Here is a 23,970-nt window from a genome sequence, read left to right as displayed (position 1 = left end):
AGATTCAAAGGGCTCGGCGCTGGAATAACGCGTATGACGCCCCCAGCAGGGGATACGCTCCGAATCGGATTGTTCGGCTACTGGCCCGGAACGTGCTCCCCCGACGGCTTCCTTCGGGATTACTCGCCCGAATCGAACCACGGTATCGTCGGCTTCGACGCCCGCTGGATCTGGTTTACGAACCCGCGAGCGGTGCGCTACGTCGGGAACGAGGATCGAACGTACGTCGGCTATCTCGGCGGGCCGACCGGGACGGACATTCGGGTCGGCGCGTACGACCACCGGGCGAACGAGTGGGAAGGGACGACGCTCCACGCGTCGTTCTCGGCGGACGACCACACCAACCCGTCGCTCGTCGTTCGAGAGGACGGCCATCTGCTCGTGTTCTGGACCGGTCACAACGGGGAGACGATTTTCTACGCGATATCCGAGGAACCGGAGTCGGCGTCCGAATTCGGTCGGCGTCGAACCATCTCACAGCACGTCGTCACGTACCCGAACCCGGTGCTGGTACCGGAGAACGGCCGATCAACGCTGTACCTCTTCTATCGGGATCGGGAGGTAACCGCGGACGCCACCGACGACGAGTACGGCTACATCGGCGACGGCAACGTCTACTATCGGCGGTCGCTCGACGGTGGTTCGACGTGGACGGACCAGCACGAGATGGTCGCCGCGCCGGACGGCCACTATTCGATGTACTTCGTCCACGCGCAGGGCGACGACGGGACGGTTCACTTCTTCCTCACGGACGCCGAGCGCGGCGGCGACGCCCCGAAGTGGCACGTGCTGCACTGTGCTTACCGCGACGGCGCGTTCTACCGCGCCGACGGCAGTCGGATAGCGTGTGAGGCGGAACTGCCGTTGACGCGTTCCGATTTGGAGGTCGTGTACGACTCCGCGAACGAGAACAACGAGTACGCCTGGGTGTGGGATTGCGGGGTCGATGCCGACGGAAATCCGGCCGTCGTCTACGCCACGTTCCCCTCGACGCTCGATCACGAGTATCGCTACGCGCGATGGGACGGTGACAGTTGGCTCGACCACCGCATCACCACTGCGGGGCGGTACATCGAGGAGGACGGCGTCGAACTGCACTACTCGGCCGGTATCGCGATGGACCCGTCGGACCCGGACGTCGTCTACGCCTGTTTCCACCGGGACGGCTACCGCGGACTGAAACGGTTGGAGACGGACACCGGCGGACGAACGTGGGCGGCGCGGGACGTCGCCACTCGATCCGCCGGAACCGTCCTCCGTCCCGTCGTTCCGTCGAACGCGGCGGCCGAGGTCCCAGTCCTCTGGCTCGCCGGAACGTACCGGAACATGCACTCCTCGGGGACGGTCCTTCGCGGCCTTCCGGGCGACGGGACCGACGAGATGGACGATGAGAACGGCGGGATCGAAGGGAGCGCCCTCGTCGGCGACGGAACGCGAGGCGTCTCGCTCGGCCCGCATCGGTTCCGAAATCACGTCTTCCGCGACGGGGTGTCCGTTTCAGCGCTGGTGTCCCCGTCCGACCCGGCGGACGAAGGGGTCGTCGCGAATTTTGGCGGCGCGATTCGGCTCGGGTTTTCGCGGGAAACGGAGGGCAGTATCGAGTTCGCGCTGTCGGATGGCGGAGACGACGAGCGGACCGCGTGCTGGGAGTGGGACGACGGGGGTGTCCGGCGCTTCGTCGAAGGGAAGTGGGACGGGGCGGAGATGCGGTTGCTCATCGACGGCGAGACGGTCGATACGCGACCGTTCGAGGGTCCGCTCGAATTCGGCACCGAACCGGCGGACTGGACGCTCCTGCGGGACGCGTACCTCATGGGGAGCGGATTCCGGGGGCGTGTCGAGGAAGTTCGACTGTACGACCGGTGTCCGTCCGTAGCGGAGAGCAGGCGACTCGCGGAACTGGTGCGGGAGACGGGGTTGGGGAGGTAGCTCCGCTAGAATTATGCCGAGCCGTACCGTCCGTTGTGACAATCGATGAAGTGCTTTCAACGAAACATAGACGGGTTCTACGACGTCGAGAATCAGCTTCCTCGGTATCTCCGGGCCGTCGCCGAAGAAGGGTTCGAACGGGCGCGAACCGAGCGGCGGGAAATCGACGGTCGGCAGGCGGCGATGGCGGACGCCGACCGGAAACGCGCGTACTTCCTCGACGCCATCGGCGGACTCCCCGACGAACGGTGCGAGTTGCGGGCCGAACGGACGGGGAGACTGAGACGGGACGGCTACGACGTGGAGAACGTCGTCTTCGAGAGCCTCCCGGATTTCCACGTGACCGCGAACGTCTACGTCCCGCGCGAAGCCAGAGACGAAGGAACGGACGAGAGTAGCGGCGAGAAGGAAGACGAGAATCGACCGTTCCCCGGTGTCCTCTTTTGCTGTGGCCACTCCGACCTCGGAAAGGGAGCGGCCGTCTATCAGCAGGTCTGCATCGATCTCGTTCGCAACGGGTTCGTCGTGCTCGCCATCGACCCTCTCGGACAGGGGGAACGCCACCAGTTCTACGACCCGGAGACCGGGGAACTCCCGCGACGGAACACCACTGAACACACGTTTCTCAACCAGCAGTGTACGTTCGCCGGGGCGAACGTCGCCCGATACATGGTCTGGGATGGAATTCGCGCGCTCGACTACCTCGAACGCAGATCGGACGTGGATTCGGATCGGATCGGCGTGACGGGGAACTCGGGCGGGGGGCTACAGACGGCCTACCTCGCGTTGGTCGAGGACCGCATCGATGCGGCGGTCCCGTGCTGTTTCATCACCTCGAAGCGAGCGTACATGGACACGGGACAGGGACAGGACGGGGAGCAGATCATCCACCGAGCCATCGACCGCGGACCGCGCTACGACGACTTCCTCTCGGCGTTCGCACCCAAGCCGGTACTCGTGGGGGCCGCACGGTCCGACTTCCTGCCCATCGAGGGAACGCGGCGGTCCTACGAACGCGCGCGGTCCGTGTACGAGCAGTACGACCGCGAGGACGCCATCGACATCGTAGTCGCGGACGATACGCACGGCTTCAGTCCGACGCTGCGCGAGGCGACGGTCAACTGGTTCAGGGAGCATCTCCGGGACGAACCGGTTGACTTCCGAACCGACTCCCCCGAACCGATCGATCCGGAAGAACTCCACTGTACGGCGGCGGGAGAGGTCAGAGCCACATTTTCGGACGAGACGACGGTCACCGCGCTGAACCGTGCGTACATCGCCGCGAACGCGCCCGACGCGGCGACCCGTCCCGAGGTTTCGGACGCCGACCGATACGCGAAGGAGATGCGCGAACGAGTCCGACAGCGGTTCGACCTCGACCGCCGGAGACCGGCCCTCCACCCTCGCCGCTACGAGACGGAACGGATGGACGGCATCACGTGGGAGAAGGTGTTCTTCCCGACCGAACGCGACCCGACGGTGGTCGTGACGGGAATCGTCGCTCGGGCGGACGACGGCCTCGAAGCGAGCGGCGATCCTCTGCTCCTCCTGTACGAACGCGGCACCGACGACGTCGAGAACCGCACGCCGGATATCCGCGACCTCGTCGCCGAACACGGCTTCGTGCTCGCGTTCGACCCGCGAGGCGTCGGCGCGGTGCGCGCACGTAACGTGAACACGCCGCTGATGAACGGCGGGGACTACGACGACTACCACGGGACGAAGAACAAGTTGGCCGCCGACGCGACGATGCTGGGAACCTCGCTCCTGGCGATGCAGGTGTTCGACGTCACGCGGGGATGTGAGTACCTCCGCGACCGCCTCGGTGACGGGGTCGACGTCGCCGTCGAAGGACACGGTTCGATGGCACTTCACGCGTTACTGACCGCCGTCGCCACACCGTCCATCCGGACGGTTTCGCTCGTGAATCCCGTGCCGTCGTTCCACGAGATGGCCACCTCCCCCGACACGACCATCGACCACGGGTTGACCGCCCACGGCGTCGTCGGGACGGTCGATATCCCTCAACTCCTCCCGGCGTTGCACGACCGGGAAATCCGCTGGACGGGTGCGGAGCCGTCTCGGTATCGCTGATTCTGAACTTCCAAAAATTCGTGGTCGGACTGCCGCTCAGTCGTGTTGCGGGTCGTCCGAGTCGCCGCCGACGGTTTTGGCGTGTCGGGCGCGGATGCGGGGGTTGAACACGCGGTCCATCCCCTGCGTGAACATGATAAGACCGAACGACAGGATGATGATGACGAGCATGGGCCAGAAGAGCCAGTAGAAGTGATTCAGGTTCACCAGCGCGTGTCCCTCCTTGTACGCGAGGTTCATCACGACGCCCCAATTGAACGTGGTGAACGGGAGGATGCCGAGGAAGTAGAGCGCGACGGACTCGAAGACGACGCGTCGTGCCGCCGACGCCGAGTTGATCATGACGTACGGCATGAGTTGCGGAACGATGTCCTTCCCGAGAATGGTACCGGAGGAGAGACCCATCGTTCGGGACGCCTCGACGTAGGACTCCTCGCGGATGGTGAGCACCTGCGAGCGGAGCGCCCGCGCGAGTCCGGGCCAGTTGTCGATAGCGAGGAGTATCCCCACGAGATACGGATTCTTCGGCGGATAGACGGCCGCGATGACGATGATGAGCGGCAAGCCCGGAATGGTCAACACGATGTCCGTGACGAACATCAGGACCGCGTCGACCTTCCCGCCCTTATACCCCGCCGTGACGCCGATGATCGTCGCGAGGGCGATGGAGACGATGGCCCCGGCGAAGATCATCTTGATCATCGCCGGTGTCGCGTGAACGAGTTGTTTGCCGATGGGTTCGCCGAACTTACCGGTTCCCAAGGGATCGGCAAAATCCGCGGCGCTCACGTGGAGACCGGGAATGACGGTCGGTCCCTCGTTGGGATCGAAGTGGGACATGGGAGGGAGGTAGTTCGGCGCATCGTTCGCCATCGGCTTGTCGACGAGTTTGACGCCGACCGTGCCAACCAACAGGAAGACGAGGATTATCGTCGTCCCGATACGCGCCCGCCAATCGTGCCACGCGACGCGACCCGGCGCGAATACGTACGCGTCGAGGACTCGACGGATGCGGTCGTTTCGGGAAATCGGTTGGGACCCGATGTCGCCGTCCATCATACCGAACAGTTCCTCGTCGCTCGGGTGGCCGCCGTCGGTCGCCGTCTTTTCGTTAGAACGCTTCATTTTTGTCTCCTGTACTGGCGCGCGGGTCGACGATTCCGTACGTGACGTCCGCGACGAGGATACCGATGATGGTGACGGTCGTGAAGAAGATGAACGATCCCATCAACAACGGGTAGTCCCGCGCTTTCAGCGCACCGTACGTGTACCACCCGACCCCGGGATACGTGAAGATGTACTCCAAAATGACGCTGCTGCTGAACACGGCCGAGATACCGATCATGAGTTGGGTGTACATCGGGAGAATCGCGTTCCGCGCGACGTATCGCGTCGCGATGCGCGTCGAACTGATCCCCCGAAGTCGGGCGACCCGGAGGTAGTCCTCGCCGAGGATGCGGATACTGTTGCCGCGCATCGCGAGCGCCCGACCGCCGAACCCGATGATGAAACTCGAAAGGATCGGTAACGCCGCGTGCCGAAGGATACTCACCATGAACGCGACGTTGAACCCCGCGATGAGGTCGGTGTTGTACCGCCCACCCGTCGGAAACCATTCGAGGTTGTAGGCGAAGATAGCCAGCAGCACGATGGCACCGACGTAGTACGGAATCGAATTGAGGAGGATGGCCCCGACCGTCGACGATTGGTCGAAGCGCGTTCCCTCCTTGTACGCCATCACGGCACCGAGCAGGATGTTCGCCGTGTATCCCAGCGCGAGGCCGTAGACGCTGATGAACACCGACCACGGCATCGCCTCGAAGAGGATGTCGAACACCGGACGACTGTATCGGATGGATTCGCCGAAGTCCTGATACAGGATGATGTCGCGGAGATAGTTTATGTACTGGATGTATATCGGCTGATTCGGTTCGATACCGGTGTACAACTGGACCATGTCGTCGATACGTTCGGTGTTGATACCGGCACCGCTCGCTGCTGCCTGCTGTATCATCCGGTTTCTCATGGCCTCTATCGGTCCTCCCGGCATGAGTCGGAAGAGAACGAACGCGAGCGTTACCGCGACGACTAAAGTCAGAACTGCCTGTGCTGTCCGTCTCAAATAGTATCCCATTTCGGTGTGTGTTAGTATGACTCAAGATCTATTATAACTTATGCTGAACGAGGACGTGAGTCGAACGGCGAATCCCGGTCCGGGGTGGATTTCGAGTCGTGATTCGAGACGGTCGAACGACCATAACGTGGCGTTCGTCATCAGCCACACTTGACGACGAAAAAACCGGTGACGAGCGTCAGCGTGGAGAGACCGACGATATTGAGGACCGTCACGACGTACGTGGCCGTTCCCGGTTCGAGTCCGAAGAGCGAAAGGACCGAAAGGACCAACACGGCGGCGCTGAGGTAGAAAATCGTCTTCAGTTGGTCCTCGTAATCGCAGATGTGGTCGAGCAGACTCTTCGAAAATCGTTCGCTCATTCACCGATAATACAACAACACACACTATAAGTGTTGGTCAGGAACGACGGGAAATCGGTGCGGTCGACGAGGACGACTACTCCGCTTCCTCGGCCCCTTCGAGCGGTTCGCTGTTCCAGTACTCGTGCGTTTTATCCTCCCTGAAACAGGCCGTACGGGAGTTGTGATCCGACTGCCGGAGTTCCGGCGAGGCGCGTTTACATGCCTCCCGCGCCTTCGGACAGCGGGTGTGGAACCGGCACCCGCTCGGCGGGTTCAACGGGTCGGGAACGTCGATCTTTCGAATCGGCGGTTCCTCCTGGCTCTCCGCCGCAGCGATGTCGGGGTCCATCGCGGGGGTCGCCCATTTGAGCACCTTGGTGTACGGGTGGGACGGGTTTCGGAGCACCTCCTCGGCGGGTCCGATTTCCACGAGTTCGCCGAGATACATGATGCCGATGCGTCCGCCCGATTTCTCTGCGAGGTATCGCGCGTTGGAGAAGTCGTGGGAGATGAACAGGAACGACGTGTCGAAGAGGTCCTGCAGTTCGAGCATGAGGTCCATCATCTCGACGCGCAGCGACACGTCGAGGGCGCTCACCGCCTCGTCGGCCAGAATGAGGTCCGGACTCATCAACAGCGCACGCAACAGGGCGACGCGTTGCTTTTCGCCGCCGCTGAGTTGGTGGGGGAATCGCATCGCGTAGTCCGACGCCGGTTTCATCCCGACCCGTTCGAGCAGGTTGTAGACGTACGCCTCGCGCTCGTTGGCGTTCATCTCCGGCTTCCACTTCTTCAGCGGCGCTGCGAGGCTCGTCAGAACCGTTCTCGTCGGGTTCAACGAACTACCGGGGTCCTGATGGATGATTTGCAGCGAGCGCCGTATCTCGTCGTGGGGAACGTCGATGTCCCCGCGCCCTTCCTTCGCGTCCCAGATGTCCTGTCCGCGGTAGGTGACGCTTCCCTCGGTCGGCCGCTGGAGACCGATGCTCGTCTTGCCGAGCGTCGTCTTCCCGCAACCGCTCTCGCCGACGAGGGCGACCACCTCGTTCTCCTCGATGTCGAGCGACACGTCGTTGACGGCCTGGACGACCGCCGTTTCGTCCGAGAACAGGCGGTCCAGCAGTCCCGACTCGTCGAACGTGACGCTGACGTCCTCCAGCGAGACGATCGTCTCGGACGTCGTTCCGCCGAACCGAGTCGTCCCTCGTTGGGGCTGAGATTCCACCTCCTGTTGTAACGAGTAGGACACGGCATCCTCGGCCTCCTCCCAGTGGAAACACGCCGCTCGATGCCCATCGTCGGGACCATCGACGGTGTGGTATCCCGGCTCCGCCGTCGTACACTGATCGTCGGCGAGCGGACAGCGGGGAGCGTACGAGCACCCCTTCGGGACGTTGACCGGGTCCGGGCTTTCACCCTCGATAGCGTGTAGTTCCTCCAAGGGTGCATCGACGCTCGGGACGGATTTCAGCAGTGCTCGCGTATACGGATGGCTCGCGTGTCGGAGGAGTTCCTCGCTCGGGGCGTACTCGACGAATTCGAAGGCGTACATCACCGCCAACCGGTCCGAGAGTCCGGCGACGAGTGGAAGGTCGTGGGTGATGAAAACGATGGTCAGATCGTACCGCTCCTGTAGTTTCGCGAGGAGCCGAATGATGGAGCGTTGCATCAACAGGTCCAGCGCCGCCGTGGGTTCGTCCATGACGAGTACCTCCGGTTCGAGCACGAGCGACAGCGCGATGAGCACCCGCTGTTGCATCCCGCCGCTCAATTCGTGTGGATACGAATCGAGCACCCGCTCGGAGTCGAGATAGAGGTCGTCGAGGATGCGTCTGGCGTGTGCCATCCGCTCGTCGTGATCTGCGTTGTGCGCTTTGATGGTCTCCTCGAAGTGCTCGCCGATCTTCATCGTCGGATTGAACGAACTCATCGCACCCTGGAACACCATCGATATCTCCTCCCAGCGGAACGATTCCAGTTCGCTTTCGGTCAACGAGAGAACGTCGACGGGGTCCCCGTCCTCCGGGTGATAGATGATTTCCCCGCTCGTCCGCCCCGGTTCGACGACCGCGTGGAGGAGCGCCGAGGCGAACATCGATTTCCCGCTCCCGCTCTCCCCGATGACGCCGAGGATCTCGTCGCGGTAAATCTCCATATCGACCCCGTCGAGCACCCGCGACGTCCCGCGGTCCATATCGAACGTGACCTCGACGTTACGAAGCTCCAGGATCACGTCGTTATCCGTCGATCGTTTCCGGCTGATTTCGGATTCACTTACTGTCATCGTTTCACTTGTGTTCGTTGCCGTGTCGTTTCGTCCGCACACGCCGCTTCGGGTTCCGGCACGACCCCGTCCGACTTCACGAGTAACTAATCCGAACAAACGCTAATAATCTTTGTCCCTATCGGACCGTATCGACCGCCGCTCCGGACGGAAAACGGTTCTCGTCGGGAGCGGGCTATCGCTCGACCGGACGGAGACGCCTTCTGCAGGAGCGCGGTCAATATTTATATAGATGGATAGTGAATCGTTCGCATACTCTATGGCGTCGTCCACGCAACCAGTCACTCGACACGTCCCGCCGTCGGTCGTAACGCTGCTCAAAACGCTTCGAGGGTCGTTCCTGTTCTTCGTGATGGCGGTCGGTGTCGCCTGTATCTTCACGGGTCTCGTACTCCAATACGTCCTCGGTAAGGGCATTCTCGCGGGAATGTTCGGCGTCTGGGGCTTCTCGGCGCTACTGGCTGGCGGGGTCGGGTATCTCGTTCTCTCGTACGTTCAGTGACGACCCACCGACCACCTCGGTAGCTAGTTCTTCCGGGTGAAACCCGCGTCGTGATCGGACGAGCATCGTCCGATCAGTTCTTCTTCGCTTTGATGTTGCCACGCTTGAGGTTGGTGTAGCAGGCCCGATACGACTTCCAATCGTTCGAATCGGTGTTCTGGAACGTGAAGTTCTCCGTGTCCCCCCAACTACCGCTGGCGCTCTGATAGAGGTCGATCTGCGGCAGGTGGAAGTTCCAGTACCACGAATACTTCCGAGCGAGGCGGCGGTTTTCCTGTTTCGTCTGTGCGCTCTTCCACTTCTGGGTCAGTTCGAACAGGTTGAGTCTCTCGGTAGCGCCGGAGAGGTCCTCCGCACCCACTTTCTTCGGAATCTCCGGCTTCAGTTCCCGTCCGTCGAACTGGGACCGGCTCTTTCCCTGTTGGAGCCAGCGTTTGACCGCGCCGGGTTCGCCGAGTTCGTTGCCGAACTGATGGTCGCTGCGGAAGTAGTAGTAGGGATGTGCCGTCAGCGCGCCGTGTTCGTCGATAGTCATGTCGAACGTCGGGGTGTCCGAATATTTCGAGGAGAAGTTGTTCGCCGAGAGGGTCATGAAGTTGACGTTGAATCCGGCCTGCTTCAGTTGGTCCTTCAACGTCTTTCCGTGCGGGGCGAACCGCGTCTCGACGGCCAGTTCGAACGTGACCTTCTTTCCGCTCGAATCCGTCCACGTGCCGCCCTTCTTCTTGTATCCGGCGTCGCGCATCAGTTTCGCCACGCGGTCGGTGTCGCTTTTCGTCGGATAGTCGATGTACTCGTTCAGTTGGTCCTCGCCGACCCATTTCTTCCCGACGGCGGGCGGCAGTCCGCTCTGCGTGGATAGCGTGTAGTTCTTCCCGCCGATGTTCGACATGAGTTTGTTCGTATCGATGGCACACGCGACGGCCTGACGGACCTGCCGCTTTCGTAGGTGTTTCGCCGCCTTTCCGATCAACCCGAAGTTGATCTTCGTCATGTACGTGTCCCGGTACGTGTTGACGTTCTTGATGTACTCCGGTCCGACCCCTTCGTCGATCCATTCCGAACGCAGGCCGAACCCGAGGTCGAGCTTGTCGTTTTTGATCTGATTGGCGAGCGTCTCCTCCTTGGCGACGTTGAGTTGCAGTTTCGGGATGTCGATTTCGTCGGCGTACGGGTGTTTGTCGAACTTCTCGAACACCATCTTCTGGTTGTCCGCTTTCGTTAGCTTGAACGCGCCGGTCCCGAGTCCCTTGTCGATGAGGTCCTTCGTCGGTATTTTGACTTCCTTCCCGAGTTTCTCCTTGAGACTCTCGCGTTCGGACTGCTTCGAGACGTCCTGGAACTTCTCGACCCACGGTTTGTACGTTTCACGATATCCCCGGACGTTTGCGCCGAGGTAGCCGCCGAGGCTGTATTTCAGGAGTTGCGGGTTCTGGGGTTCCTTGTGGTATCGCTTGAGGGTGTAGTCGTCGGGCATCTCCAACTTCTTCAGGTCGCTCCCTTCCGGGTCCATGAGGCGGGCCAACTCCTCGAAGTAGTATTTGTCGGCCGCCTTCACTTTCTTCCCGTTCCACCAGTACCAGTCCTTCTGGAACTTGATGGTGGTCACCTGTTTGTCGGCGTCGTACGACCAATCGTCGAGCATCGTCGTCTTCACGCTTCCGTCGGCGAAGAACCGAACGACCCTCGCACAGACGAGCCAACTCGTCGTCCACGGGTAGTTCGTCGCCCACGGGTTCCACGTCATCCGGGTCGGCAGCCGTTCGATCCACGTGTTGATCGTGTCCTCCTTGAGCGAACCCTGCTTCTTCTTTTTCTTTCCTCCCATACAGCCGGCCAGTCCGGTGGCGACAGCCGCCGAACTGGCGGTCAACAGCCGTCGCCGCGAGAGGCTTTCGGCGACGCTCGGGGAGCTGTCTCGCTTGCTAGTCTTTGCCATTACAATAAATCGTTACACACAATGTCTTATATAATTTGCTACGCAGGGACATTTTGATATATAATTAAATATATAAAATAACGTCTGTTCATCGAGAATTTTCAATACTATCGGAACGTGACCTGCGGAAACGGTGTCGGTTGACGGACGACGAGGACGCGAACGCCTCGGTGATTCGACGATGAAGCGACGAGTGGCCGTCGATTCGTTCGAATCGAATCCGGTACCGGTCGAATCGCATGCGCCCCAAACTAGTATCCATAGTTTTAAGATGACCTTCGGTAAATGGCGGAATACAGGATACATCGTTCACGTCGTTCGCCCTAGCTGTCACCTCCCACCAACGTCGTGATCTCCTGTGCCCCTGCTGACGCTATTCGCGCCTATCCAAATTCGAACGGTCCCTCGACGGTTCGCTCGGGCGCGTCTGATCCCGCGTGTTCGAGGCGGGTCTGCACCCCCGAACGCGTCTCCGTCAGACGTGTTCCGTCTTCCAGACGAAGAAGTCGAGGGGCAACACCGCCGCCAGAATCGGATGGCGTTCCTTGAGTTCTCGCTTTCGGTCGTGAAATCCGAAGAGGAGTGCGACCAAATCGTTCTCGTCCAGTTCCAGTTCCGGTTCGTCGTCGGTCGAAGCCACATCGACGGTTTCCGGGGTGTACGATATCCGAACCGCGTCGTCCGCTCCCCGGACCCCGAGCGTGAGCGACCCGTCGCCGGTTTCCGCGGTGGACCGCCAACGACGTCGTATCTGATCGCTGAAGCGGTCGAGCATCGTCGCCGGATCGAGAACCTTGAGGTTCCGGTGGTTCCGTAGACTCCACGTCCTGCTGTGACGGCGAAACGTCGTATTGAGCGGGTGTCGCGGGGGAACGATCGCGGTGAGGGTGTCGATGTCGTACGATTCGAAGAGGTGAGTCAACACGGCTTCTATCCCGCGCGCCGAACCGCCGAACTCGGCGATGATTCGGGCGCGACTCTCGCGGGAGAGGCTCACGTACGCGGCCTCGTCGCCGCGTTCGTACAGCAACGTTTCGAGCCCCCGTTGACCGAATACGGTGCGACTCCGTTCCTCGTCCCGTTTCACTCGATACGGCTCTTCCCCGTGGAGCGTCCGAAGCAGGTCGAGTCGTTCGTCGCTTCCGTCGTAGGGGACGACCCGTTCGTGGTCGGAATCGGTCCCGGAGAACGAACGACCGTGAATCTCGTACCGGAACTCCCGACCGGCCGCCTCCCACCCGAAGTGGTTGTACCGCTGTCTGTTCCCGCTCAACTCGGCGAGCGGTACGTTTCGGGCTTCCATCCGGTCGAACCAGAAATCGATCAGTTCGCTCATGTAGCCGCTACCCCGGTACTGCTTGTGGGTCGCGACCCCGCCGAACCCCCAGCATTCGACTTCCTCGCCGCCGATGACGAACGTTTGCGGGAACGCACCCACGTGACTGACGATCCGTCCGTCCTCTCGGATGATCGCGTGATTTTCCATTCGGGAGGGGTCGTAGCAGTATGGTAATCGCGCGGCCATCCCGCCGCGTTCGTAACTGAAATAGCGATCCAGCAGTTCCATCATCTCGGGAAACTCGTCCGCCGTGGCGAGTCGAGGGCCGTCACTGTCACTCATGGATTCCACGCCGATAAAGGCGGTTTCAGTACAAAAGTGTTGGTAACAATCCTCAGGGATGGCCCCCGAACGGCCCGGACCGCGTCCTACCGTATCGTCCGTCGAACATCGACGACGTACGGCGATAATTTTAATTGACACCGCTGCGAGAACTGATACCAATGGACATCGCTTGTACCGGTGCCGGAGTGATGGCATCGCGCCTCCTCGACGCCGTGGACGGTATGGACGACTGCACGCTCGTCGCGGTCTGTGACGTCGACGAAGGAAACGCACGGAAAGCGGCGGAACCCAGAAACGCGGCGGTTTACACGGACCACGAAACGATGCTCGCGGAACACGAACTCGACGCGCTGTTGTTGGCGATTCCGTCGTTCGCCCACACGAATCAGGCCACTCTCGCCGCGCGGCAGGGCATCGACCTGTTCGTGGAAAAGCCCGTGGCGCGGACGGCGGAGAAAGCCCACGAGATACGGTCCGCCATCGAGGAGAACGACGTCATCTCCCAGACGGGATATCTCTTCAGATACGCCGACATCACGGAACGCGCACGCGAACTCGTCGAGAACCGGACGATAGGACTGATGGACGGTCGGTATTGGGGCGGAATTCCGGGCCGTCCGTGGGGGCGGGAGAAGGAGAAGTCCGGCGGCGGAAACGTCCAACTCGCGACGCACGTCTTCGACGTGCTCCGCTACTTCGGCGGGGAAGTGAACTCGATAACCACGTACGGCAACCGACGCGTTCGGGACGAAATCGATTTCGAGGACGTGAACACGTCGAGTATGGAGCACGCGAACGGTATCGTCAGCCACGTTTCGACGAACTGCATCACGCCCGTCGGCACGCAGGTAACGCTGGTCGGCGACGGCTTCGAGTTGACCCTCGATTACACCGCGGAGACGCTGACGGGGAGCGTGGACGGTGAGGAAATCCGATTCGAAGGGTGCGGCCGCGCCGTCGAAACGGAAGTCGAGTCCTTCGTAAACGCGGTCGAACGGCGGGATGCGAGCGACGTTCGAACCGATTACGCGGACGGGGTGAAAACGCTCGAATTGACGCTCGCGGCGAACGAATCCCTCGAAACGGGTGCCCCCGTCGTTCTCGACGGGCCGGATTCGTAGCCGGAAATGACGACCCTCCGTTACCGTCTCGGCGAAGCCAGCGATCAGTAGTAGGGTTCGTATTCCGCGAGGAAGGAATCACCGTCCCGATACACCTCCCGAAGGAGGTCACTGTCGGGGGTGACTGTTCGACCGCTCTCGATGGCCGCCTCGATGCCCAACAGCAACGTGGCAGAATCGAGAAGTCGGCGGGTGTCGTCCCGGTCGCCGCGGGCGACCGATTCGAACGCGGCGAGGAACGGCGCGTACATCTCGGCGAAGGACGTTTCGTTCCCTTCGATCCGCACGGCCCGCGTTTCGGTGCCGACGTCCAACAACCCGAAACTCGCGTTCGTCGGCGTGCCGTCGAACCGAATCGTTCCGTGAGTTCCGTTCGAAAACCGAATTTCCGTCCTCGTCCCCGGGGAATCGACCACCCGAACCTCGGTCCAGTCCGCGTCGGCGAGCATCCGGACCGCATCCACCATGTGAACCCGATAGTAGAAGTAGTCGTTGTAGCCCGCACCGAAGAGGGAACGCCCCGTCTCTTCCCGTATGAGCGACGTGATTTCGGGATGAAACGGGACGGCGGAACCGCCGAACAAGGGTGCGTGCTCGGTTGCCGCCGCGATCGCCTCGATGTCTTCGTACCGCCCGGCGAGCGGTTTGTCGATCAAGGTCGGAACACCCGCTTCGAGGAACGGCGTCGCGAGCGGGCGGTGCGTTCCCCAATCGACCGTGAGAACCATCGCCGCGTCGACGTGTGATACCATCTCCCCCGGTTCGTGAAAGTATTGCGCGTCGTATTTCGAGGCGAACGTTTCCGTGTACGATGGTTCCCGGACCGAATTATCGTCCCACACGGCGCTGACGGTCATATCCTCTGTCTCGTCTATGAGCGGCGCAAACGCCTCTGCGTGGCTCGTATCGAGCCCGATGATACCGATATCTAGCATGTCCGTATTCTTATCTCACGTGAAAACAACATAAATCTCACCGTCGATAAAGTAAACTATCCTAATTTTTATACGAAGGTTGAAATACGACTGCGAAGAACTAACTCGATACTAATGGCTCAGCAGAAGGTAGCGTTCATCGGTACCGGGCCGGACCCGGATACCCCGGATTGGGGAACGAGTGCGGCGATGTCGTACCATCACGCGGATGCGTACGCGGCGCTCGAAAATTGCTCGCTCGTGGCGTGTGCGGACCTCGTCAGGGATCACGCGGAGGCGTTCGCCGACCGGTTCGGCATCGACCGTCACGACGTTTACGAGGACTACATGGAGATGCTCCGTGCGGTCGAACCGGACATCGTGAGCGTTTGTACGCCGGTACCGACGCACGCGGACATCGTCATCGACTGCACCGAGAGCGACGCGCTCCGTGCCATCCACTGCGAAAAACCGATGGCGGACACGTTCGGCGACTGTCGTCGCATGGTGTCGGCGTGTGCCGACAACGACATTCAATTGACGTTCAACCACCAGCGACGGTTTAGCGAAACGTATCTCGAAGCGCGACGCCGTATAACGGAGGGAGAAATCGGGACCATCGAACGGGTCGAAATCGGCGGGAAGAACCTCTTCGACTTCGGAAGCCACCTGATCGACGTCTGTAACGGTCTGAACGACGGGCGAAGGCCGGAGTGGGCGCTCTGTCAGGTCGACTACAGCGTCGAGAACGTCCGGTACGGGTCGCACAACGAAAACCAAGCGCTGGCGATGTGGGAGTACGAAAACGGGGTCCACGCACTGCTTTCGACAGGCGACGGCACCGCCGCCTTCGACAGTCTCGTCCGCGTTCGCGGGACGGAAGGCGTTCTCGATCTGTGGCCGTCCGGCGAGCACGACCTGCGCGTACACCGCGACGGGGAGACGACGCCGGAGGCGGTTGATTGCGAGAACGATACCCGTCCTATCTTCGGTGCGATAGCGGACGTCGTTTCGAGCCTCGACGGGGGAACGACGCCCGTCCTCGACGCCGAAGACGTGCTGACGGCGAACGAGATCATCTTCGGTTGCTGGGAGTCCGTTCGGCGGCGCGCGCGCGTCGAATTCCCGCTGGAGATCGAGGACAACCCGCTCCAATCGATGGTCGAATCGGGAGCCCTCACCCCGCGTTCCGCGGAGGAGTGACAAACATGAAAATAGCCGTATTCACGAAGATGTTCGGCGACCGGCGACTGGACGAGGTTATCGACGTCGCCTCGAACCTCGACTACGATGCAGTCGAGGTGATGTGCCGGGAGCCACACTTCGGCGTCGAAACGAGCAATGAGCGCGCCCGCGATATCGCGGACCGCCTCGACGCCAACGACCTCGAAGTGGCGTGTCTGGCGACCTACACCGGAAAGTACGTCGGGAAGAGCGAAGCGGAGTGCGAGGCGGCGCTCGACCGATTGACTCGATTTCTGGAACTGGGGGAAATCCTGGACTGTCCCCGAGTACGGCACGGTCCCGGCGGTCCCCCGTCCCGAGACGCGGACGACGATGCGTACCGAACCGGCGCGAAGTGGATGCGACGCGCGGCGGACGTGGCCGCCGACTACGACGCGACGCTCCTCATGGAAATCCACTCGAACACGATCATCGAATCGGCGGCGGACGCGGAGCGACTGCTCGACGCCATCGGCCGCGAGAACGTCGGCGTCATCCACGACGCCGGGAACATGTACATCTCCGACGTCGGGTACGGGCGCGAGTCCGTCGAGCGCCTCGGCGACGACCTGCGACACGTCCACGTCAAGGATGAACGCCGCTGCGCCGATTCGGGACCGGAGCAACCCGGTCGCTTCGAGTTGGAGACCTGCCACGGCGTGGAGGCGTTCGAACCGCGACTGCTCGGGACGGGCGACGTCGACCACGCTCCCCTGTTCGAGGCGCTCGCCGAGCGAGGTTACGACGGTTACATCACCGCGGAGTGTCACCGCCCGCCGGACGACGCGAGGAGCGCGACGGACATCGCGCGGCACGAACGGGCCGAAATCGAGCGGTCGTGGGAACACGCCCAGTCCACATAGACAGCGAACTACCGCCAGATAGGGATGCCGTGGCGTTCGAAGCCGTGTTCCGAATCGGCATCGGGATAGAGCCGAGATATCGACAGCGACGAGAGAGATTCGATGATGATATTCGTGGAAAAAATATTAATCGGTTGGGTGTGATGAGGGACCATGACAGGAACCGCGTCCCTCTCTCGGCGATTGAAGGCCCTCGGACCGGCGCTCGTTCTGGCGGCGGTCGTCGTCGGTCCCGGCAGCATCGCGCTGAGCACGATCGCTGGCGGAACGTACGGCTATCGACTGCTGTGGATACCCGTCGCCGCCACCGTCTTCATGATTACCTATACGTGGATGGCCGCCCGTATCGGCGTCGTCACCGGGGATACGCTATTTCAGGCGGCTCGGACGAAGTACGGAAAGCGAACCTCCCAACTCGCTGGAGTGCTCGGATTTTGCACGATAGTGGCGTTTCAGGCGGGAAACAACGCGGGAATCGGCTTCGCGTCGGCCGCGCTCTTCGGCGGTGAACCTCGTCTCTGGGCGGCCGTCTTTACGGTCGCGGCGGCGGGATTCCTCTGGCTCCCCGACCTGTACGAAAAGGTCGAGACGCTCGTGACGGTCGTCGTCGGCATCATGCTGGTCGCGTTCGTCGGGTCGCTCGCGCTCGTCGGCGTCGATTTCGGACGGACGGTGGGCGGACTGGTTCCGACCTTTCCGGACCGGTCGAGCGTCTTTCTCGGACTCGGTCTCACCGCGACGAACTTCTCCATCGCGGCGGCGGCCTACCAGACCCATCTGATGGCGGAAAAGGACTGGGAGGTGGACGAGTTGAGCGAGAAGGGGTTCGACAGCATCGTCGGTATCGCGATTCTCGGCCTCATCGTGATGGTCATTCTCCTCACGAGCGCCGCCGTCATCTACGGAACGCCGAACTCCGCCGTCTCGGCGCAGGGGATGGCGACGCAACTCCGGCCGGTCGCCGGGGATGGGGCGTTCTACCTCTTCCTCGTCGGGTTCTTCTTCGCCGCCCTCTCGTCGCTGGTGGTCAACGCACTCATCGGCGCGACGCTGTTGGTGGACGGGTTCGGGTACGACGCTTCGATGGAAAATCGGTCGGTCAAGCTCTGGACGATGGCCGCGATGGGAATCGGATTGGCCGTCGTCGCCGTCGCCGGAGAGTCGCCCGTCGAACTGCTTCGAACCGCCCAAGCGCTCGCAATCGCCGCGTTCCCCCTGCTCGGGTACCTCCTCCTCTCCATCGCCCGCGACGAGACAGTGATGGGAGAACACGTGAACGGGCGCACGGTCGACGTGCTCGGTATCCTCGGCTATCTCGTAATCGTCGGTATCGTTCTCAACTACCTCCGCGAAATCGTTTCGTAGCGGTTCTCGTGCGAACTCACCGAGTGAAGCCTGAAACTTCTCGAATCGCAGTTCACGAGGAGGTGACGACTCGGTCGGTCGGAGTCAGTTGACCTGCGACACCTCGTAGCCCACGGCTTCGATGGCGTCTTTGATGTTATCGGCGTGCTCGACGCCGCTCGTTTCGATTTGGTAGGTGACGAACGCCTCGCCGACGGCGAGTTCGCTGTGTGCGCGGTGGTGGTTGACGGTTCGGATGTTCGCGTTGTGGTCCGAGACGACGCCCGAAATCTCCTCCAGCACGCCCGGTCGGTCGTCGATACGGATGCGGAGTTCGAGCAGTCGGTCTCGCTGGGTGAGTTCGTGACTCAACACCGTTTGGAGCATGGAGGCGTCGAGGTTCCCTCCGCTCAACACCGGCACGACGACTTCGTCCCGAACGTCTATCGCGTCGGTGAGGAGCGGTGCGACGGCGGCCGCACCCGCTCCCTCGACGAACTGCTTCGCGCGTTCGAGGAGTAACATGATGGCACGTGCGATGGCAGAGTCGGGAACGGTGACGACGTCGTCCACGTACGCGTCGATGTACTCCAGGGTCAACTCGGAGATGCCGCCAGTGGCGATGCCGTCGGCGATGGTATCCACGTCGTCGTTCGTCTGGGGGAGGCCCTTCTGCAAACTCGTGGGGACCGTCGCGGCGGATGCGGCCTGAACCCCGACGAGGCGGACGTCGGGGGCGAGTTCCGCGAGGGCGCAGCCGACTCCGGCGATCAACCCACCGCCGCCGATGGGGACGAGGACGGTATCCACGTCGGGCACGTCCTCGACGATTTCGAGGCCGATGGTCCCCTGTCCCGCGATAATGTCCGGGTCGTCGTAGGCGTGGATGAATCCCGTTCGGGGGGAGTCGGCCAACTCGTGGGCGTGATTCATGGCGGCCTGAAAGTCGTTCCCGTGCAAAATCACGTCGGCACCGTACCCTCTGGTCGCGTCGATTTTCGCCTGCGGTGCGTCCGTCGGCATGACGATGGTCGCGTCGAACCCGGCGTTCGTCGCCGTCAGCGCGACGCCCTGTGCGTGATTTCCGGCGCTCGCGGCGACGACACGCTCGACGTCCGTGTCCGCTTGGAGCGCCCGCATCTTGTTGAACGCGCCGCGCGTCTTGAACGATCCCGTACGCTGGAGGTGTTCCATCTTGAGATGCACGTCCGCGCCGACCGTTCGCCCTATCGAACGGCTCAGGTCCGTCGGCGTGTGCTGGACGATGTCGTCGTCGAAGTGCTCCGCCGCATCCGCGATTCGATCGTACGTGATTGCTTGCATGGGTCTCTATCGCTGCCCACTCACGCTCGTTATTAGTTTGTTCCGGGAAGGGAAACGGGCGTTTCGGTCGGTGAACTATCATTTCGGTCGAGAAAACATTGATATCGATCGTCCCACAACCTAATTCCGAACGAGTTAGTATGAACGAAGCAAGGAATCCGGTCAAAGCGGTACAGACCGCCCTCGATATCGTCGATTCGCTTCAGGAACATCGGCGGATGGGCGTGACGGAACTGGCCACCGAGTTGGACGTCTCGAAGGGGACGATCCATAGCCACCTCTCGACGCTGCGCCAGAACGGCTACGTGGTGCGGGAGGACGGGATGTATCTACTCGGTCCACAGTTCCTCGACATGTCCCACCACGTCCGCAATCGGTTCGAAATCTACGACCTCGTCACCGACGAGGTCGATACGCTGGCCGAGCGAAGCGGCGAGTTGGCCCTGTTCACCGTCGAAGAACAGGGAAAAGGGGTGTGCCTCTACAAAGCGAGCGGCGACATGGCCGTCCAGACCGAACTGTACGTCGGCTATCGAAACGACCTCCATCACACCGCCGTCGGGAAGGCGATACTCGCGTACATGCCGCGGGAACGGCGGGACGAACTGATAGGGGGCTTGGAGTTCACGAAACACACCGAACACACGATTTCGACCCGCGAACAGTTGCGAGCGGAACTCGAAGACGTTCGGGACGACGGCATCGCGTTCAATCGGGAGGAAACCATCGCCGGTCTCGTCGGTGCCGGTGCACCCGTTCGGGCGCGAGACGGCGGCGTGTACGGCGCAGTCAGCGTCATCGGACCGACGAGTCGGATGACCGGTGATCGACTGGACGAGATCTCAGAAATGATCCATCACGCCGTGAACGTCATCGAGATCAATTCGACGTCGATAGCTCGATAACCGTTTCGTAATACCAAACACCGTATCACCGATAGGACGCCGAACTGATCGAAACCGTCGCCGAGACGATACGCGTTACAGAGATATCTTTGTAATGGGGTGGTTTCGGGGGAAGCGGGGTGTTTCGTAATTCCAAACGACCCGTGCTCATCGATACCATAACGACAACCACCGGGTCGCTCCGGCGGCGTTACAAATTTCACGCCATCCAGTGGTCGAACCCAAACATTCGTTACCTCCCCCTTCCAACCCTCTCTCGTCTATGCGAACGATACGTTTTCGTGACGAGACGGGTATCGCCCGAACCGGTGAACTGGTCAAGGGCACCATCGAAGCGGGCAATCGAACCTACGACGTGGAATCCGTGGAAACGCTCCCCCCGTGCGAACCGACGAAAGTCATCTGCCAGGCGGGTGGCTACATGGACCACCGGGAGGAGTCAGGGTTCGACGACTTACCCGAGCGACCCGAACTCTTCCTCAAGGGACCGAACTGCGTGAGCGGGCACGACGACGCCATCGAACTGCCACCCGGTAAGGACCTCGTGGAGTTCGAAGCCGAGTTCGGCATCGTCATCGGAACGCAGTGTCGGGACGTCGATACGGACGACGCGATGGCCTACGTCGAGGGGTTCACCTGCGTGAACGACATCTCGAACCGGGACGACCAGGCCGAAGAGCGAAACTGGGTTCGCGGCAAGGCGTTCGACGGTTCGCTCCCGATCGGTCCGGTCATCGCGACGCCGGACGAAGTCCCGGACGATGCGACGCTGCAACTCCGACACAACGGCGAGGTGAAACAGGAGACCACGAGGGAGATGACGATATTCTCAGTTCCCGAGTTGGTCGCCGACGTCTCCCGACTCATCACCCTCGAACCGGGCGACGTTATCGCGACGGGGACGCCGTTCGGCCCGGACGCGCTTTCGGACGGCGACGTGGTCGAAGTCGAGTTCGAGGGAGTCGGTACGCTCCGGAATCACGTGATTGCTCGATGATGAACGGTTCCCGTGAAATGTGCTCCGTGACACGTGGTCCATGAAATGTGCACCGTGGTACGTGGTCCGTGACGGTGTCGTAGGCAACGCTGGCATCACCGGGCGAGCGACCGAAGGTAGTCGAGGTCGGCTTCGATGGCTCGTACGAAGTGGATGTCGTCACGGACGAACTCGACGTTCACGTAGCCGTCGAAATCGGCGGCCTGCAACGTTCGAACGACGTGTTCGACGTCGAAGAAGGCGTCCGTCAACGCACAGCGCGTCGCCGCGCCCGATTCGGGAACGGCCTGAATGTGGACGTTGTTGCTCAGCGGTGCGAGGTCCTCGACTTCCGCCCGAATCGCATCCGACGTCATGCCGAACAGCGGTTGCCAGTTGAGGCCGCAGTTCGGTTCGTCCACCCGCTCGATCAATCGCCGAGCGCCCGCACCGTCGTCGGTGAGCGTCCCCTCGTGTTTCTCGACGGTGACGCCGATATCCCGTTCCGACGCCACGGTTGCCAACTCGCGGAGGTCCGAAACCGTCCGTTTCCAATGACCGGGGTCGTGGACGCCGTACTCCTGATTTCCCGCCCAGACGCGAACGAGGTTCGCACCGAGAGCGGTCGCGATTTCGAGTTCCGCCTCGTAGGACTCGGCGAACTCGGGCGTTCCCGGCCGGAGATAGGAACCGTAGGTCGGGATATCGAGATTCAGATCGATCGCAGTTCGACGCGCTTCGTCCGGCGTGCCGTTCGTGCCGTCGACGTGTCCTCGGCCCCAGATTTCGACACCGTCGTAACCGGCGGCCGCTGCTTCCCGCATGACCTCCCCGACGGGCGACTCTCCGTCGGCTATCGTACAAAGCCCGATGTGCATGTCGGATACTTTCGAGTCGATGGTAAAAACGTTTGGTCGGTGCGAGCGGGAGATGATTTATTGTTTCACGGTCCGAGGTCCCGATATGGCAATCACCATCTCCGAGACGGAGTTGTCCACCATCAACCTCCGCCGACGGATGTCGTTTCACTTCGGAAACGTGCACGTCACTGAAGGCCCGCAAATCCTCGTCTCCCTCACCGCCGATATCGACGGGCGAACGGCACAGGGGTCGAGCATGGGCGCGCTCGCGCCGATGTGGTTCCACAAGGACCCGGAGATGACGCTCGAAGACGGAATCGAGGGGATGCTGGAGGTGTTCGAGGCGACGTGTGAGTACGCAACGGCCATGGACCCCCACCCGACGGTCTTCGCCTATTGGCAGTCGCTGTTCGAACAGGTCGGCGACTGGGCCGAACCGACCGATCATCCGGCGTTGTTGTGGAGCTACGGCGTCAGTTTGATCGAGCAGGCGTTGATAGACGCCTTCTGCCGGGCGACAGAAACGACGTTCCCTACCGCCGTCCACGAGAACACCCTCGGTATCGAGATGGGGAAACTCTACGACGAACTCGACGGTCGGAAGCCGACGGAACTCCTCCCCGAAACGCCACGACGGGAGATGCGAATCCGGCACACCGTCGGGTTGAGCGACCCGCTGACCGACGAGGACGTCGCAGTCGCTGACAGACTCGACGACGGCCTCCCGCAGTCGCTCACGGAGTACATCGAGGAGCAGGGCGTGAATCATTTCAAGATCAAGCTCGCGGCCACGCCGAGCGACGCCGACCGGCTTCGAAGGATTCACGCCCTCCTCGAACGGAGTTCGCTCGACGACTACGCCTTCTCGCTGGACGCGAACGAACAGTACGGGAGCGTCGCGGAGTTTCGACGCCAGTGGGAGACGATGCAAACAGATTCGACCCTCGAACCGTTCTTCGACCATCTCCTGTACGTCGAACAACCCCTCCCGCGGGACGAGGCGTTCAGCGAGGGCACGCGCGCGACGTTCGACGCGTGGACCGACCGGCCGCCCGTCATCATCGACGAGTCGGACGACCATCCCACCAGTCTCCGAACGGCCCTCGACTGCGGCTACGCCGGGACGAGTCACAAGAACTGCAAGGGCGTCATCAAGGGACTCGTGAATCGGTGTCTGATCGAACATCGACGGCGAACGACGGACGGGACGTACCTGATGAGCGGCGAGGACCTCACGACGCTCGGTCCCGTCGAGTTGGGGGAGGACCTCGCTACGATGGCGACCATCGGGATGGACCACGTCGAGCGAAACGGACACCACTACTACTTGGGCCTCGACATGTATTCGGACGATGTTCAGGACCAAATCCTCGAAAACCACGGCGACCTCTATCGTCGCCACCCGAACGGGTTCGCCACGCTCGATATCCACGACGGGAAAATTTCCTTGGGGTCCGTTCTCGAAGCACCGTTCGGGTACGATATCGACCTCGACGCATCGGAGTTCACTCCGGTAGCGGAGTGGGAAATCGACTCGATCTACGAGGACTGATCGGAAACGCGGACGAGGATGCGAACGCGAAGGGTTCG

Annotated in this window: 19 protein-coding genes; 10 read left to right on the top strand and 9 right to left on the bottom strand. The window is 61.7% G+C overall.

Features of this window, described 5'->3' with window-relative positions; translation table 11 throughout:
- Positions 1 to 33: 33 nt before the first annotated feature.
- Both NKF26_RS14285 and NKF26_RS14280 read left to right on the top strand, forming a co-directional pair.
- Entirely contained in the window at positions 34 to 1,929 is a 1,896-nt protein-coding gene (locus NKF26_RS14285; protein WP_253234487.1) for a BNR-4 repeat-containing protein, read from the top strand.
- A 45-nt stretch (positions 1,930 to 1,974) separates the two neighbouring features.
- The gene (locus tag NKF26_RS14280) at positions 1,975 to 4,023 is read left to right on the top strand and encodes a S9 family peptidase (protein WP_253234486.1); all 2,049 of its coding nucleotides are present in this window, start codon (positions 1,975 to 1,977) and stop codon (positions 4,021 to 4,023) included.
- Between the two features lie 36 nt (positions 4,024 to 4,059).
- Here the strand turns inward: NKF26_RS14280 and NKF26_RS14275 are convergent, their stop codons facing one another.
- The 4 genes from NKF26_RS14275 to NKF26_RS14260 form a co-directional block, all read right to left on the bottom strand.
- Complete coding sequence (locus NKF26_RS14275; protein WP_253225751.1) at positions 4,060 to 5,148, bottom strand: ABC transporter permease; 1,089 nt, start codon at positions 5,146 to 5,148, stop codon at positions 4,060 to 4,062.
- The gene (locus NKF26_RS14270) at positions 5,135 to 6,157 is read right to left on the bottom strand and encodes an ABC transporter permease (protein WP_253225750.1); all 1,023 of its coding nucleotides are present in this window, start codon (positions 6,155 to 6,157) and stop codon (positions 5,135 to 5,137) included. Before NKF26_RS14270 ends, NKF26_RS14275 begins: the two co-directional genes overlap by 14 nt.
- A gap of 140 nt (positions 6,158 to 6,297) precedes the next feature.
- Positions 6,298 to 6,519, bottom strand: a complete 222-nt coding sequence (locus tag NKF26_RS14265; protein WP_066147055.1) for a hypothetical protein — start codon at positions 6,517 to 6,519, stop codon at positions 6,298 to 6,300.
- Positions 6,520 to 6,595: 76 nt separating this feature from the next.
- Positions 6,596 to 8,785, bottom strand: a complete 2,190-nt coding sequence (locus tag NKF26_RS14260; protein ID WP_256487184.1) for an ABC transporter ATP-binding protein — start codon at positions 8,783 to 8,785, stop codon at positions 6,596 to 6,598.
- Between the two features lie 259 nt (positions 8,786 to 9,044).
- On the opposite strand from NKF26_RS14260, the gene NKF26_RS14255 reads away from it, so the two are divergent.
- A complete protein-coding gene (locus NKF26_RS14255; protein WP_253225748.1) occupies positions 9,045 to 9,287 on the top strand; it encodes a hypothetical protein in 243 nt (80 codons plus the stop codon).
- 73 nt (positions 9,288 to 9,360) lie between these two features.
- Here NKF26_RS14255 and NKF26_RS14250 read toward each other — a convergent pair whose 3' ends face one another.
- Together NKF26_RS14250 and NKF26_RS14245 are read right to left on the bottom strand one after the other, a co-directional pair.
- Positions 9,361 to 11,226 (bottom strand): ABC transporter substrate-binding protein, encoded by a 1,866-nt coding sequence (locus tag NKF26_RS14250; protein ID WP_253225747.1) that lies wholly within the window; start codon positions 11,224 to 11,226, stop codon positions 9,361 to 9,363.
- 475 nt (positions 11,227 to 11,701) lie between these two features.
- Positions 11,702 to 12,847 carry a GNAT family N-acetyltransferase gene (locus NKF26_RS14245; RefSeq protein ID WP_253234484.1) on the bottom strand — a complete coding sequence of 382 codons (1,146 nt, stop codon included), beginning with the start codon at positions 12,845 to 12,847 and terminating at the stop codon, positions 11,702 to 11,704.
- A 161-nt stretch (positions 12,848 to 13,008) separates the two neighbouring features.
- Between NKF26_RS14245 and NKF26_RS14240 the strand changes: the two genes are divergently transcribed.
- Complete coding sequence (locus NKF26_RS14240; protein WP_253234483.1) at positions 13,009 to 13,971, top strand: Gfo/Idh/MocA family protein; 963 nt, start codon at positions 13,009 to 13,011, stop codon at positions 13,969 to 13,971.
- A gap of 44 nt (positions 13,972 to 14,015) precedes the next feature.
- On the opposite strand, the gene NKF26_RS14235 is transcribed toward NKF26_RS14240, so the two are convergent.
- On the bottom strand, positions 14,016 to 14,906 hold the full coding sequence (locus tag NKF26_RS14235; protein WP_253225744.1) for a Gfo/Idh/MocA family protein: 891 nt from the start codon (positions 14,904 to 14,906) through the stop codon (positions 14,016 to 14,018).
- 114 nt (positions 14,907 to 15,020) lie between these two features.
- Between NKF26_RS14235 and NKF26_RS14230 the strand changes: the two genes are divergently transcribed.
- The 3 genes from NKF26_RS14230 to NKF26_RS14220 all read left to right on the top strand — a co-directional run bounded on the left by NKF26_RS14230 (position 15,021) and on the right by NKF26_RS14220 (position 18,337).
- Positions 15,021 to 16,088: a Gfo/Idh/MocA family protein gene (locus NKF26_RS14230; protein WP_253234482.1), complete on the top strand. Its 1,068-nt coding sequence runs from the start codon at positions 15,021 to 15,023 to the stop codon at positions 16,086 to 16,088.
- Positions 16,089 to 16,093: 5 nt separating this feature from the next.
- A complete protein-coding gene (locus NKF26_RS14225) occupies positions 16,094 to 16,972 on the top strand; it encodes a sugar phosphate isomerase/epimerase (protein ID WP_253234481.1) in 879 nt (292 codons plus the stop codon).
- 153 nt (positions 16,973 to 17,125) lie between these two features.
- Positions 17,126 to 18,337: an Nramp family divalent metal transporter gene (locus NKF26_RS14220; protein WP_253234480.1), complete on the top strand. Its 1,212-nt coding sequence runs from the start codon at positions 17,126 to 17,128 to the stop codon at positions 18,335 to 18,337.
- A gap of 84 nt (positions 18,338 to 18,421) precedes the next feature.
- On the opposite strand, the gene ilvA is transcribed toward NKF26_RS14220, so the two are convergent.
- Positions 18,422 to 19,639, bottom strand: a complete 1,218-nt coding sequence (ilvA, locus tag NKF26_RS14215; protein WP_253234479.1) for a threonine ammonia-lyase — start codon at positions 19,637 to 19,639, stop codon at positions 18,422 to 18,424.
- Between the two features lie 140 nt (positions 19,640 to 19,779).
- Between ilvA and NKF26_RS14210 the strand changes: the two genes are divergently transcribed.
- Together NKF26_RS14210 and NKF26_RS14205 are read left to right on the top strand one after the other, a co-directional pair.
- Complete coding sequence (locus NKF26_RS14210; RefSeq protein ID WP_253234478.1) at positions 19,780 to 20,544, top strand: IclR family transcriptional regulator; 765 nt, start codon at positions 19,780 to 19,782, stop codon at positions 20,542 to 20,544.
- A 262-nt stretch (positions 20,545 to 20,806) separates the two neighbouring features.
- Entirely contained in the window at positions 20,807 to 21,541 is a 735-nt protein-coding gene (locus NKF26_RS14205; RefSeq protein WP_253234477.1) for a fumarylacetoacetate hydrolase family protein, read from the top strand.
- Between the two features lie 95 nt (positions 21,542 to 21,636).
- On the opposite strand, the gene NKF26_RS14200 is transcribed toward NKF26_RS14205, so the two are convergent.
- Positions 21,637 to 22,398 (bottom strand): sugar phosphate isomerase/epimerase, encoded by a 762-nt coding sequence (locus NKF26_RS14200; protein WP_253234476.1) that lies wholly within the window; start codon positions 22,396 to 22,398, stop codon positions 21,637 to 21,639.
- Between the two features lie 85 nt (positions 22,399 to 22,483).
- Here NKF26_RS14200 and NKF26_RS14195 point away from each other — a divergent pair, with 85 nt between their 5' ends.
- On the top strand, positions 22,484 to 23,932 hold the full coding sequence (locus NKF26_RS14195; protein WP_253225736.1) for an enolase C-terminal domain-like protein: 1,449 nt from the start codon (positions 22,484 to 22,486) through the stop codon (positions 23,930 to 23,932).
- The last annotated feature ends 38 nt before the right edge of the window (positions 23,933 to 23,970 follow it).

The sequence above is a fragment of the Haladaptatus sp. AB618 genome (assembly GCF_024136965.1).
Classification (GTDB): Archaea; Halobacteriota; Halobacteria; order Halobacteriales; family Haladaptataceae; genus Haladaptatus.
Note: the sequence above shows the minus strand (reverse complement) of the source record. Positions and strands in the feature narration are given on the sequence as shown.

Excerpts from the sequence above, each read along its gene's own strand:
- NKF26_RS14285 (WP_253234487.1), top strand. The coding sequence starts at position 34 with ATGACGCCCCCAGCAGGGGATACGCTCCGAATCGGATTGTTCGGCTAC.
- NKF26_RS14280 (WP_253234486.1), top strand. The coding sequence starts at position 1,975 with ATGAAGTGCTTTCAACGAAACATAGACGGGTTCTACGACGTCGAGAAT.
- NKF26_RS14275 (WP_253225751.1), bottom strand. The coding sequence starts at position 5,148 with ATGAAGCGTTCTAACGAAAAGACGGCGACCGACGGCGGCCACCCGAGC.
- NKF26_RS14270 (WP_253225750.1), bottom strand. The coding sequence starts at position 6,157 with ATGGGATACTATTTGAGACGGACAGCACAGGCAGTTCTGACTTTAGTC.
- NKF26_RS14265 (WP_066147055.1), bottom strand. The coding sequence starts at position 6,519 with ATGAGCGAACGATTTTCGAAGAGTCTGCTCGACCACATCTGCGATTAC.
- NKF26_RS14260 (WP_256487184.1), bottom strand. The coding sequence starts at position 8,785 with ATGACAGTAAGTGAATCCGAAATCAGCCGGAAACGATCGACGGATAAC.
- NKF26_RS14255 (WP_253225748.1), top strand. The coding sequence starts at position 9,045 with ATGGCGTCGTCCACGCAACCAGTCACTCGACACGTCCCGCCGTCGGTC.
- NKF26_RS14250 (WP_253225747.1), bottom strand. The coding sequence starts at position 11,226 with ATGGCAAAGACTAGCAAGCGAGACAGCTCCCCGAGCGTCGCCGAAAGC.
- NKF26_RS14245 (WP_253234484.1), bottom strand. The coding sequence starts at position 12,847 with ATGAGTGACAGTGACGGCCCTCGACTCGCCACGGCGGACGAGTTTCCC.
- NKF26_RS14240 (WP_253234483.1), top strand. The coding sequence starts at position 13,009 with ATGGACATCGCTTGTACCGGTGCCGGAGTGATGGCATCGCGCCTCCTC.
- NKF26_RS14235 (WP_253225744.1), bottom strand. The coding sequence starts at position 14,906 with ATGCTAGATATCGGTATCATCGGGCTCGATACGAGCCACGCAGAGGCG.
- NKF26_RS14230 (WP_253234482.1), top strand. The coding sequence starts at position 15,021 with ATGGCTCAGCAGAAGGTAGCGTTCATCGGTACCGGGCCGGACCCGGAT.
- NKF26_RS14225 (WP_253234481.1), top strand. The coding sequence starts at position 16,094 with ATGAAAATAGCCGTATTCACGAAGATGTTCGGCGACCGGCGACTGGAC.
- NKF26_RS14220 (WP_253234480.1), top strand. The coding sequence starts at position 17,126 with ATGACAGGAACCGCGTCCCTCTCTCGGCGATTGAAGGCCCTCGGACCG.
- ilvA (WP_253234479.1), bottom strand. The coding sequence starts at position 19,639 with ATGCAAGCAATCACGTACGATCGAATCGCGGATGCGGCGGAGCACTTC.
- NKF26_RS14210 (WP_253234478.1), top strand. The coding sequence starts at position 19,780 with ATGAACGAAGCAAGGAATCCGGTCAAAGCGGTACAGACCGCCCTCGAT.
- NKF26_RS14205 (WP_253234477.1), top strand. The coding sequence starts at position 20,807 with ATGCGAACGATACGTTTTCGTGACGAGACGGGTATCGCCCGAACCGGT.
- NKF26_RS14200 (WP_253234476.1), bottom strand. The coding sequence starts at position 22,398 with ATGCACATCGGGCTTTGTACGATAGCCGACGGAGAGTCGCCCGTCGGG.
- NKF26_RS14195 (WP_253225736.1), top strand. The coding sequence starts at position 22,484 with ATGGCAATCACCATCTCCGAGACGGAGTTGTCCACCATCAACCTCCGC.